Genomic DNA, 11,044 nt, shown 5'->3' with positions numbered 1-11,044 from the left:
GATGTGTATAAGAGCCAGGGGACTCCTGATCCAGCCCCCGGCGACCGGCCCCCGTCTACCAGCCCTCGGCGCCGCCCGCCGGAGGGCCGCCCGGGCCTGGCACCCGCCGTGGTGGAGGCGCGCCGACCGGGAGCATGTGCCGGATGCGCCGCGAGTTCCGCCGGGCATTCCCGGACGGCCGTCCGGCGGGTGCCGGATAAGCGGCGGATAAGGGTTTGATAAGTTGTTGAATACTGGGAGAAATGCCTCGGATTGCCCTGCCCTGAAGCTGCTGCTAGTGTCGCCAATGCCTGAGGCTTGAAGCCTGAGTGCAGCGGGTGATCCGTCGAGGCGGACGCGATAAAAAGCACCCTGAGTGACTCGCGCGTCATTCCTTGACCACCCTGCCCCTCTTCATCTCACCTCAGCCGGAGCCGGAATCCCACACGCCGAGGAAAAGCCGTCGGACATTCCGCGAAATTCATTCGGTGCGAAAGCGCCGGAGACGTGGATCCGGCCGCCCGGCCGCGGGGTCTCCATGAGCGCCGGCGTCCAGCGAGAGCAGTGGAGGACACCATGCGAAGGACTTCGAAGAGGTCGGCCCTGATCGCCGCGACCGGCGCGCTGGGACTGGCGCTGGTACCCGGCGTCAGCGCCCACGCGACCGCTGTCGGGACCGCCGCCCCGACGGCGACGCAGGCGGCGCCCAAGCCCAAGCCGCCGACCGAGAGCGCCAAGGGGGCCGCAGCCAAGGTGGCCCGTGACGCCGTCTATGTCGGCATCGTGACCAACGGGCTCGGCGGTCAGTGCCTGGACGGCGACACCAACACCATCCCCGGCAACGGGGCCAAGGTCCAGCTGTGGGACTGCAACGGCCAGTCGCAGCAGCGGTGGTACTGGTACCCGGTCGCGGGGGCGCCGACCGGGTGGTACACGATCAAGAACGGCCTCGGCGGCCAGTGCCTGGACGGCGACCGCAACACCATGCCCAACGACGGGACCCGGGTCCAGCTCTGGGCGTGCAACGGCTGGCAGAACCAGCAGTGGCGGTGGGACGGCCAGCACCTGCGCAACGCCCTGTACGGCCAGTGCATGGACGCCGACCGCAACACCATCCCCAGCGACGGGACGCGGGTCCAGCTCTGGGCGTGCAACGGCTGGTCCAACCAGCAGTGGACCTTCAGCAGCTGACCCCCGAGGTCAGAGTGCCCCCGCCGGCGGCGACTGCTGCCGGCGGGGGTAGCCCCGTCGTGGCTGGGCCCCTGCACCGGCCTGGCGCGTCGGTCACCGGCAATTCGGCCGGCCGATGCGGGACGTCTCAGCAGTGGTCCTCGACATAGAGCATGCGTCGCCCGGGCTCGGCGCGGAACTCGTGAGCCAGATAACGGCCGACCGGCCAGGCTCCGCGAGGGCCCATGTACTCGTCCTTGACTCGGTCCCAGAGCGCAGGGCGTTCGGCTTCCGTCGTGAGTCGGGGAGCGATGCCACCCATATCGCCCCGTATCGCAGGCGTATTGCCATCCTTGATGAGCCGCCGGACAACACGCAGATCCACACGCTTGCGGTGGAGCACCCAGCGGGTCCCTTGCTCGTCGAGAAGCCTCACGGGGTTGTTCAGACTGTCTGGGTTCGCGGGGAAACGCTGCATGCGCGGAGCCTCCCAGAAAAACATGCAACGTCGTGTGCTTTCGACGGACGGTGACGATTTCGGCACAGGGCTTCGCGCTCTCGCCTGTCTGTGGTCTCGGTGTTCCAGTGAGCCAGGTCCAGCAGTGCTCGCTGTGCTCGCAGCGGCGCCGCTCGCCGGTGCTCCTGTTTTCGCCCCGCTCTCCGGCGGCGGCCCGTTCCGCGCCGCAAGGCGGGAGAGTGAGGCGGACCGGCAGGTGGCTGGGGCGGCCGGTTCGTCGGCTTCAGGTACCTCTCCGAGCTGGGACCCGCGTCGACCAGGACCAGGGGGCCATTCGGACACATTGCGGGCAGGGTCAAGGCCGGCCCGGACAGGACACCGCCCAAAGCAGGTCCACCGGCCCTTCGGGAGAGAGTACCGATGCTGCTGGTCCCGTGGACGTAGAGCCACTACGCTCCGTCTCGCCAATCGAAAGAGGCGGGTGTATGACTCAGCCCGAGCAGATGTCGAACGTGACTATTGAGCGTCTGTGCTGGATAGCCGCTCGCGAGCAGCTCAACAGGAAAGCGCACAAGGCAGGCCTGTTTGGTTGGCTGACTGCGCTGGGAGCGGGCGGGATCGGTCGTCGAAGCGGGTCCGCAGCACGAACCGCCGCCGGAATCGCCGGCGACCTCCGACGCGAGTCTGCGTCGGACAAGATGCGTGAGTATGCGTTTGCTGTTGACGACGCAGCGGGCACCCTCTCCGCCGCCGAGCGTGAGCAACTTCGCGCCACCGGGGAGCTTCCTGAATGGTTCCTGGCTGACGTGGAGCGGCGGGTCGCTGAGATGCGCAAGCGCAGATAGTCAGGAGCCGTGACGGCAACGTCAGGGAACACAGCGGTACGCAGCGGGGAGTCACGGTGAGCCATGACATGTGGCAGCCGGCACCGCTCAGGCGCCACCTGGCACGACATTCTCGCCCGAAAAGCGGAAGGTCGCCGGTTCGACCCCGGCCCTCGGAGCCAGCCATCCCGGATACGCTCATCAAGTCCCGACAGCAGGCGTCGGGGACGCCCGAGGCATTGCCGAACTGGTGGGAGTAAGAGGCAGCTCACGGGGCGGCTGCAGGCGTGGCAGGCGATCCTTGTCCTGAGTAGTCCCCACCGGACCCCGGTCACCAGACCAGACATCCAGGTCTCCTTCCCGATCGAAGATCATCACAGGGTCATCAGGAACGGGCACGGCGGACATCATCGCGTGCACATCGACGGACGTGTCGCAGCGAGGCCCCGCGTCGTTGGCTCGCATTCATACGGAGCCGCGGCGAGACCGGCCGTCGCCGGGGTGAAGAGGCCGCTGTCCGAGCAGCGGCCATGCGGACGTCTCGGTGAGATCGCGATCACTGGAAGATGGCATTCTCTGCAACCCCCCCATGGCACGATGCGGCTCGATCGACTTCGGATGGGGGAGCCAGTGAACGAGTCGGGGCGTGTGGAGGCCTTCAGCGACGGGGTGTTCGCCATTGCGATCACCCTGCTGATCCTGGAGATCAAGGTGCCTCTCGGTGCGGGGGAGCACCTGTGGAGCGCCCTGGGCAAGCAGTGGCCGTCGTATGCGGCTTATGTCGTCAGCTTCTTGATCATTGGCATTATGTGGGCGAATCACCACACAGTCTTCGGTTTTGTGGCCAGGGTGGACCGGACGCTGCTCTTCCTGAACCTGCTGCTGCTCTTGGTGGTGGCGGCGTTGCCGTGGCCGACGGCGCTGTTGGCGGAGTATCTGCGGGAGGGCGGGGCGTCGCATGTGGCGGCGGCGGTGTACAGCGGGTTCATGGTGGCGCATGCGATCACGTTCGGGCTGTTGTGGTGGTGGCTGACCCGGACGGGGCACCTCTTCGACGAGCGGGTGGACGTGGTGGCGGCGCGGCGGATGCGGCTGCGGTTCGCGCTGGGGAACCTGGTCTATCCGGTGCTGGTCGGGTTGTCGTTCGTCTCGGCGCCGCTGACGCTGGCCGTGCACGGTCTGATGGCGGTCTACTACGGCGTCAACCAACTGCCGGTTCCGGTCCGCGAGCCGGTGCTCGGGGCGACGCCGTCCCCGGTGGCGGACGGACAGATATGACGACGGGTCAGGCCATCCAGAAGAAGACGGCGGTCATGCGCTTCTCCTCCAGTGTGGTGCCCCAGTACGCGGTGGCGCTGTGGAGCAGGTTGGAGGTGTAGAGGAGCAGCCGGTTGTAGCGGTGGGGTATGCGGAGGTCCTCGGTGAAGGAGTCGGCCGGTACGAAGCGTGTGCCGAGGGCGTCCACCAGGTTGTTGTGAGGGGCCGTCACCAGGTTGCCGCCGAGGACGCCGCCGGGGAGGCTCTGCCGGTAGAAGCCGGTTCCGCAGTCCTTGGGAACGCCGGGGTTGAGGTACAGCACCGCGGCGTAGCGGCACAGGGCCCGGGAGTCGGTGTGCGGCCGCGGTTCGCTCTCGCCCTCGCCGACGACCTGGATGCAGTTGTGGTTGAGGGTGGCCCCGCCGGGTGCGGTCTCCTGCCAGAGCCGCGGTACCCCGGTGGCTTTTCTGACCAGTGCCTCGACATGGGCCAGTTCGGCGGGTTCGAGCCCGGGCATGGTGCGCAGTCCGGGCCAGGTCTCCGGCTTGTGCGGATAGCCCTCGGTCCAGTCGTCCCTGGCCAGGCAGCGGGTACGGACCGCGTCCACGTGGGGCAGGACGTCGTCCAGCACCCAGTAGTCCCGGCCGCGCGTGGGCTTGCGGTAGGGGAGCACCGGAAGGCCGGCGCGGCCCGGCCTGGGCTGGGAGAGGGGCATGCCGCCGACGGTAGCGCCGGGCGGTGCCGCTCTTTTCCCGTGGATTGGTCAATGTTCTGTCAACTCTGCGTAGCGCGAGCGGCGTTAACAGGACGGGGGCTGACAGCCGGGGCCCGTGGCCGGGAGACTGGCGCGATGCAGCGCGGACCCCGTCGCCCCGATCCCGCGTCCTGGCTGGACGCCCCCGATCCGGTGCTCGCCCATGTGATGGCGGAGCTGGACTGGTACGAGAGGTCGCGGGACCGCAGCCGCCGGCTGTACCGGGTCGTGGAGATCGGACTGGTGGTGACGACCTCGGCGACGGTGGTCGCCGGGGCGCTGTCGGCGCCGGCGGTGGCGACGTCGCTGCTCGCGGCGGCGTCGTTGCTGCTCACCGGGCTGCGGCAGGTGTTCGGTTCCGGGGAGCGCTGGACGTCGACGGCGGTGGCGTGGATGGAGCTGCGGCAGGCGGTGGTCCGCTACCGGCTGCTGCCGGAGGCCGAGCGCGACGGCGCCGCGAGGGAGGCGCTGCTGGCGAGGATGGAGGAGATCGCCCTGGCGGAGGTGCGGGCCTGGGCGGAGTTCCGGCGGGGCGAGGGGGCTGCTGAGGTGTCCGCCCGGTAGGCCGGACCGGCGGACGGGGTCCGGTGCGCCCGAAGTGACGGCCGGCTGCCGTCCTGGGGTAAGGCGTCAGGGGAAGGTCCGCCGGGGCGGGCCCGGGCCCGGTGGGCCCCATGGCCCCGGGACAAGGGGCCCGAGGTCCGCAAGGCAAAGGGCCCCGCGGGGGGAGCGGGGCCCTTTGTCGTTCAGCACTCGGCGTCAGGGCAGCGCCGGGTGCTGGAGGCGGCGCCGGGGGAGGAGCGCCGCCCTGGGGATTGGTCTGTGGTGGTGCGCTGGAGCTTGGTGTGACGGGACGGAGGGACGGCTTTCGCGATCACGGAGCGTGATCTGATAACCGTTCTCATCGCCTGGTCTCGGCGTCGCGTCAACCGGCGGTCCCGTCACCGCGACTGTGGTTGCGGTGAACCCCCTCACCAGCATCGTGCTGGACCAGGAGGGGTCTGTGCAACCGGTTCGGCACACTCCGCCGCGACGGTTCCGCGCCTGCGGGCCGACCGGGGGCCTCGGGGTGGCGCGGCCTGGCGATCGTCACGCTCCGCTAAGGGCGCACAGGGGGCGCACGTTTTTGGAGTGTGCGCTGGTGGGAGGTCGGTATGCGCCCCGGCCGCGGGCGACACCGGTCGGCGGGGCGGCCGGCCCGGGCGTCCCCGGGACCGGCCGCCCTTCCTTTTCAGTCGTGACCGGGCCGCTGTCCCCTGCTGTCCGGTCACAGCACCGACGCGGTGTCCCACGGCGCGGGCCCGGCCTCTGCCGGCGCAGGCCGGAGCGGGGCGGGCCACGCGCCTCAACGCGCCGGTGGACTGGAAGATCCACGCGTGGTCCTACAGGCCGTACGGAACGGCCCCGTGCGAGGGGCCGGGCGGTCCGCCCTGGCTGGTGCGGGCATGCCCGTACGGTCGCAGGGGACAACGAGCCCGGACGGCGGCCGGTCACGCCCGGCGGCCGCGCCGAACGGGTGAAAGGGGCGCGATGCCGGGCGGGCGGGGCCGGCCAGGTGGAAAACCGGCTGGCCGGGCCAGGCGCCCCGGGGTCATACTGGAGACATGTCGTTCGCAGTCCAGTACGTCTCGTTTACCTATGGCACCGGCGGGTCCGGTTGCCGAGGTGCTGCTGCCGTGCGAAACGACTGACGCAGACTCCGAAGGCGCCCCGGGCCGACAAGGCCCGGGGCGCCTGTCGTTCCCGGGTCCGGTCGGCGGGAGGGCGCCCCGCCACCAGAAGCGAGGACCTCATGACCAGCACCGCCACCAGTACCACCAGCCCCACCGCCGCAGCGACCCTCGACCCTGCCGAGGCGGCGACCGTGATCGCCGGTGCCCGGGCCCGGATCGACGACCTCGACGGCCGCATCATCGAGCTGGTCAAGCAGCGCATGGCGGCCTCCGCCGAGGTGCAGCAGGCCAGGATCGCCAGCGGTGGCCCGCGTCTCGCGCTGGCCCGGGAGCTGGAGATCATGGAGCGCTTCCGTACCGAGCTGGGCCGCGCCGGCACCGAGGTCGCCAGGCTGCTGCTGGAACTGTCCCGCGGCCGGGCCTGAGCGCCCGCCCCCGCTCCCGCAGCCTGCCCGGCGGGCTGCGGGGCGGCGGCCGGTAGACTGGAGTTCCGACCCCACCCTCCGAGCCCGTCGTCCGGCAGGAGGGTCCCGCAGCACCCGCCGGAAGGCCGCACGTGGTTTCAGCGACCCCCGTACAGACCGAGCAGACGACCGACACGGTTCTGGTTGTCGACTTCGGCGCCCAGTACGCCCAGCTCATCGCACGGCGGGTCCGTGAGGCCCGCGTCTACAGCGAGATCGTGCCGTCGACCATGCCGGTCGCCGAGATGCTCGCCAAGCGGCCCAAGGCGATCATCCTCTCCGGCGGCCCCTCGTCGGTGTACGCGGAGGGTGCGCCCAGCCTCGACCGGTCGATCTTCGAGGCCGGCGTCCCCGTCTTCGGCATGTGCTACGGCTTCCAGCTGATGGCGATCAGCCTCGGCGGCACGGTGGACAACACCGGTGCCCGTGAGTACGGCCGCACCCCGCTGACGGTCTCCAAGCCCGGCTCCACCCTCTTCGAGGGCACCCCCACCGAGCAGTCGGTGTGGATGTCGCACGGCGACGCCTGCTCGGCCGCGCCGGAGGGCTTCACCGTCACCGCCTCCACCGACGTGGTGCCGGTCGCCGCGTTCGAGAACGACGAGAAGCGCCTCTACGGCGTCCAGTACCACCCCGAGGTGCTGCACTCCACGCACGGCCAGCAGATCCTGGAGCACTTCCTCTACCGGGGTGCCGGGATCAAGCCCGAGTGGACCACCACCAACGTCGTGGACGAGCAGATCACCCTGATCCGCGAGCAGGTCGGTGACCGGCGGGCGATCTGCGGGCTCTCCGGCGGCGTGGACTCCGCGGTCGCCGCGGCCCTGGTCCAGAAGGCCATCGGCGACCAGCTGACCTGCGTCTACGTCGACCACGGCCTGATGCGCAAGGGCGAGACCGAGCAGGTCGAGAAGGACTTCGTGGCCGCGACCGGCGTGAAGCTGAAGGTCGTGGACGCCTCCGAGCGCTTCCTCGCCGCGCTGGCCGGGGTCTCCGACCCCGAGCAGAAGCGCAAGATCATCGGCCGGGAGTTCATCCGGGTCTTCGAGCAGGCGCAGGCCGAGATCGTCGCCGAGGCGCCCGACGACCACCCGGTGGAGTTCCTGGTGCAGGGCACCCTCTACCCGGACGTGGTGGAGTCCGGCGGCGGCACCGGCACGGCCAACATCAAGTCCCACCACAATGTGGGCGGCCTGCCCGAGGACCTCCAGTTCAAGCTGGTCGAGCCGCTGCGCAAGCTCTTCAAGGACGAGGTCCGGATGGTCGGCCAGGAGCTGGGCCTGCCCGAGGAGATCGTCCAGCGGCAGCCCTTCCCCGGCCCGGGCCTCGGCATCCGGATCGTCGGCGAGGTTACCCGCGAGCGCCTGGACCTGCTGCGGGAGGCCGACGCCATCGCCCGCGAGGAGCTCACCGAGGCCGGCCTCGACCGCGAGATCTGGCAGTGCCCGGTGGTCCTCCTCGCCGACGTCCGCTCGGTCGGCGTCCAGGGCGACGGCCGCACCTACGGCCACCCGATCGTGCTGCGTCCCGTCTCCTCCGAGGACGCCATGACCGCCGACTGGTCGCGGCTCCCGTACGAGGTGCTGGCGAAGATCTCCACCCGCATCACCAACGAGGTCGCCGACGTCAACCGGGTGGTGCTGGACGTCACCAGCAAGCCCCCGGGCACCATCGAGTGGGAGTGATCCCCACCTTGCGTCAAGGTGTGCGCCGCCATCCGACTTCCTTCGGGTGGCGGCGCAGCCGTTTCCGGCCGCCTACGCTGGTGAGCGGTGCACGATCCCGTCCATGGGAGGAATCATGACCGCCGAGCCCGTACCCGCCTGGCCGATCCCGCCGGAGGGCGGTTTCACCGTGGACGATCTGCTGCACATGCCCGGCCTCCCGCCGCACACCGAGCTGATCGACGGGAGCCTGGTCTTCGTGAGCCCGCAGAGGACTTTCCACACGTTGGCGCTGTACCTGTTGGAGAGTGGCCTGCGCAGGACGGCTCCGGACCACCTCCGGGTGCGGCGGGAGATGACGGTCGTCCTGGAGCCCCGGCAGTGCCCGGAGCCGGATGTCGCGGTGGTCTCGGCAGCCGCCGAGACCGGACCCGAGCAGACCCACTACCGCGCCGAGGACGTGCTGCTGGCGGTGGAGGTGGTCTCGCCCGACTCCGAGAAGCGCGACCGGGAGCGCAAGCCCCAGCTGTATGCGAAGGCCGGCATCCCGCACTTCTGGCGGGTGGAGGCCGACCGCGGCCGTCCGGTGGTCTATGTCTTCGAGCTGGAGCCCGCCACCGGCGTCTATGTCCCCTGCGGTATCCACCACGACCGGCTGAAGACCACCGTCCCCTTCGGCATCGACATCGACCTGGCGGAGATCGACCACCTCTGACCGACCGCACCGTCCGAGATCGGCTTCTCCCGCATTGAACCAACCGGCGATCCACTGCGTACTACGTGTGGCCAAACGTGTGTACGTCCGGGCAGGATCGTCGGTTGAGTACGGGAGAGGTGCGGTATGGCGGACATGGCGGACGTCGACACGGTGGCGGCCCGGGGAATGCGGCGAAGGGACCGGTCGCCGTTCGGCGACGGCGGGCAGACCGGCTGGAGGGCCGGGGCGGCGAGGCACGCGATGCTGCCGCTGCGCCTCTTCCTGGGCGCGACCTTCGTCTACGCCGGCATCGACAAGCTGGCCGACGCCCACTATCTGGGCGGGGCCGCCGACCCGGCGTCGTTCGTGGCGCAGACGCGGGCGGTGAGGGGCGCAAGCCCGATCGGCCCGCTGCTGGACCAGGCGCTGCACAACCCCACCCCCTTCGCGCTGGCGATGGCGTTCGGTGAACTCGCGGTGGGCCTCGGCGCGCTGCTGGGGTTCTGGACCCGGCTGGCCGCCCTCGGCGGCGTACTGATCAACCTCTCCCTCTGGCTGACCGTCAGCTGGCAGGTGCACCCCTACTACCTCGGCAACGACCTGCCGTTCATGATGGCCTGGGTGCCGTTGCTGCTCGGCGGTGCGCCCCGCCTCTCGGTGGACGCCGTGCTGGCGCGCCGCTCCGCACGGGAGCGGGCGGCGGGCACCCCGTCGGGGACGGTCCGCCGCCGGGCGCTGATCGACGGCGGGGTCGCGGCGGTCGCGGTGGCCGGGACGGGCTTGCTCGCCGGTTCACTGGCCGCCCGCCTGGGTCGGAAGAACGGCACCCCGGCCGCCGGCACCGTCACCACTCCGCCGGCGGCGTCCGGCGGGACCTCGGCGCAGCCCCCGGCCGGCGCCGGAAGCGCTCCTTCGGTCGCCGTGGCCGACGTCCAGGTGGGCGGGGCGGTGAAGACCACCGACCCGGCGACCGGTGACGCCGTCTATGTCCTGCAGCCCCAGCAGGGCCAGTACACGGCCCTGTCGGCGGTCTGCCCGCACGCCCAGTGCGTGGTGAACGCCCCCAGGGACGGCAAACTCGTCTGCCCCTGCCACAACTCGGTCTTCGACGCGGCGACCGGGGCGCGCGAGGCGGGACCGGCCACCACCGGCCTCGCCAGGTACGGCATCACCCGCAGCGGGGACCGTCTGCAGCTGGGCCGGCGCCAGGACTGAGCACGGCTCAGTCGGCGGAGCCGCTGACGTTCGCGGCGGCCCGGCAGTGACTGCGGGCCGCCCCGGACAGCTTGCCGCACAGCCTGACTGCGGCCTGCGGGTCGTGGTAGTGCACGCGGTAGTAGCTCACCAGCCCGGCGACGCAGGGCGCCCGCTGGTCCGCCGCGGCGTGCTCGCACTGGTCGGCCGACCACTGCTCGCGGTCGATGTTGTACTTCATGATCCGTGAGCCCAGGCCCATGGTGCAGGCGTCCCTGCCGCCGTCCGAGACCGGTGCGTGACGACACCAGGCGAGCCCGGCGGCGTACGCCTCCGGGTGGTGGGCGTAGTCGTGCCGCTGCAGGAAGTAGGCCGGGGCGTAGTAGTAGCAGGCCCCGCGGAAGGCGGCGGGCTGCTCCGGGCAGGGGTAGAGAGGTTCGGCGGCCAGCCGGCCGGCGGGCAGGTTCGCCATCGCCCTGGGGTCGCTCTCGTCGGGTTCGAAGAGCTGCATGAAGATGCCCTCCGAGCACGCGGTGACGGCGTAGGCGGCGGTGAACCGGGAGCAGAGCCGCTCGGCGCCGGCGACCTTCAGCCCGGCGACGAACATCGCGCCGTGGCCTATGCCGTGGATGCAGGACGCGGTCTGCTGCGGGGCGCAGAGCGTGGTCACATCCGTGGCGGGGGAGGGGCTGTCGGCGAGTTTCTCCTCCACCACACCGTGCAGATAGCCCGAACCGCAGACGTCGTTGCGGTAGCGCACCGCCGTGTTGAAGGCGCCGTGGTACTTCTCCAGCGCGGCGTGGCCCAGCTCATGGGCGATGGGATGGCAGTAGCGGGCCACATCGGGGTGGGCCCGGATCGCCTTCTCCAGGTCCGCGAGGGCCCGCGCGGGGTCGGTGGCGTCGAGTTCG

At 70.7% G+C, this 11,044-nt stretch carries 10 protein-coding genes and 2 pseudogenes; 9 read left to right on the top strand and 3 right to left on the bottom strand.

Features of this window, described 5'->3' with window-relative positions:
* The first annotated feature begins 555 nt into the window (after positions 1 to 555).
* Positions 556 to 1,170 (top strand): RICIN domain-containing protein, encoded by a 615-nt coding sequence (locus tag AOK09_RS20650; protein ID WP_157875969.1) that lies wholly within the window; start codon positions 556 to 558, stop codon positions 1,168 to 1,170.
* A gap of 127 nt (positions 1,171 to 1,297) precedes the next feature.
* Here the strand turns inward: AOK09_RS20650 and AOK09_RS37995 are convergent, their stop codons facing one another.
* Entirely contained in the window at positions 1,298 to 1,627 is a 330-nt protein-coding gene (locus tag AOK09_RS37995; RefSeq protein WP_079063265.1) for a hypothetical protein, read from the bottom strand.
* A 464-nt stretch (positions 1,628 to 2,091) separates the two neighbouring features.
* Between AOK09_RS37995 and AOK09_RS37990 the strand changes: the two genes are divergently transcribed.
* Together AOK09_RS37990 and AOK09_RS20645 are read left to right on the top strand one after the other, a co-directional pair.
* The gene (locus AOK09_RS37990) at positions 2,092 to 2,451 is read left to right on the top strand and encodes a hypothetical protein (protein ID WP_079063264.1); all 360 of its coding nucleotides are present in this window, start codon (positions 2,092 to 2,094) and stop codon (positions 2,449 to 2,451) included.
* A 627-nt stretch (positions 2,452 to 3,078) separates the two neighbouring features.
* The gene (locus tag AOK09_RS20645) at positions 3,079 to 3,708 is read left to right on the top strand and encodes a TMEM175 family protein (RefSeq protein ID WP_245687389.1); all 630 of its coding nucleotides are present in this window, start codon (positions 3,079 to 3,081) and stop codon (positions 3,706 to 3,708) included.
* A 7-nt stretch (positions 3,709 to 3,715) separates the two neighbouring features.
* On the opposite strand, the gene AOK09_RS20640 is transcribed toward AOK09_RS20645, so the two are convergent.
* Positions 3,716 to 4,402: a DUF6445 family protein gene (locus tag AOK09_RS20640; RefSeq protein WP_055588702.1), complete on the bottom strand. Its 687-nt coding sequence runs from the start codon at positions 4,400 to 4,402 to the stop codon at positions 3,716 to 3,718.
* Between the two features lie 135 nt (positions 4,403 to 4,537).
* Here AOK09_RS20640 and AOK09_RS20635 point away from each other — a divergent pair, with 135 nt between their 5' ends.
* From AOK09_RS20635 to AOK09_RS43710, 6 genes and pseudogenes are all read left to right on the top strand, one after another.
* Positions 4,538 to 5,005: a DUF4231 domain-containing protein gene (locus AOK09_RS20635; protein WP_055588701.1), complete on the top strand. Its 468-nt coding sequence runs from the start codon at positions 4,538 to 4,540 to the stop codon at positions 5,003 to 5,005.
* Between the two features lie 1,228 nt (positions 5,006 to 6,233).
* Complete coding sequence (locus tag AOK09_RS20630; protein ID WP_055588700.1) at positions 6,234 to 6,539, top strand: chorismate mutase; 306 nt, start codon at positions 6,234 to 6,236, stop codon at positions 6,537 to 6,539.
* Between the two features lie 131 nt (positions 6,540 to 6,670).
* On the top strand, positions 6,671 to 8,263 hold the full coding sequence (gene guaA / locus AOK09_RS20625; protein ID WP_055588699.1) for a glutamine-hydrolyzing GMP synthase: 1,593 nt from the start codon (positions 6,671 to 6,673) through the stop codon (positions 8,261 to 8,263).
* A 115-nt stretch (positions 8,264 to 8,378) separates the two neighbouring features.
* Complete coding sequence (locus tag AOK09_RS20620; RefSeq protein WP_055588698.1) at positions 8,379 to 8,957, top strand: Uma2 family endonuclease; 579 nt, start codon at positions 8,379 to 8,381, stop codon at positions 8,955 to 8,957.
* Positions 8,958 to 9,125: 168 nt separating this feature from the next.
* A pseudogene (locus tag AOK09_RS43715) lies at positions 9,126 to 9,635 on the top strand (DoxX family protein); the annotation flags it as partial.
* A gap of 69 nt (positions 9,636 to 9,704) precedes the next feature.
* Positions 9,705 to 10,154, top strand: a complete 450-nt coding sequence (locus AOK09_RS43710; RefSeq protein ID WP_407675426.1) for a QcrA and Rieske domain-containing protein — start codon at positions 9,705 to 9,707, stop codon at positions 10,152 to 10,154.
* A gap of 7 nt (positions 10,155 to 10,161) precedes the next feature.
* Here AOK09_RS43710 and AOK09_RS20610 read toward each other — a convergent pair.
* Positions 10,162 to 11,044 (bottom strand): annotated as a pseudogene (locus AOK09_RS20610) (hypothetical protein); the annotation flags it as partial.

The sequence above is a fragment of the Peterkaempfera griseoplana genome, assembly GCF_001418575.1.
Taxonomy (GTDB): domain Bacteria; phylum Actinomycetota; class Actinomycetes; order Streptomycetales; family Streptomycetaceae; genus Peterkaempfera; species Peterkaempfera griseoplana.
Note: the sequence above shows the minus strand (reverse complement) of the source record. Positions and strands in the feature narration are given on the sequence as shown.

Coding starts and splice junctions, on each gene's coding strand:
- AOK09_RS20650 (WP_157875969.1), top strand. CDS start 556: ATGCGAAGGACTTCGAAGAGGTCGGCCCTGATCGCCGCGACCGGCGCG.
- AOK09_RS37995 (WP_079063265.1), bottom strand. CDS start 1,627: ATGCAGCGTTTCCCCGCGAACCCAGACAGTCTGAACAACCCCGTGAGG.
- AOK09_RS37990 (WP_079063264.1), top strand. CDS start 2,092: ATGACTCAGCCCGAGCAGATGTCGAACGTGACTATTGAGCGTCTGTGC.
- AOK09_RS20640 (WP_055588702.1), bottom strand. CDS start 4,402: ATGCCCCTCTCCCAGCCCAGGCCGGGCCGCGCCGGCCTTCCGGTGCTC.
- AOK09_RS20635 (WP_055588701.1), top strand. CDS start 4,538: ATGCAGCGCGGACCCCGTCGCCCCGATCCCGCGTCCTGGCTGGACGCC.
- AOK09_RS20630 (WP_055588700.1), top strand. CDS start 6,234: ATGACCAGCACCGCCACCAGTACCACCAGCCCCACCGCCGCAGCGACC.
- AOK09_RS20620 (WP_055588698.1), top strand. CDS start 8,379: ATGACCGCCGAGCCCGTACCCGCCTGGCCGATCCCGCCGGAGGGCGGT.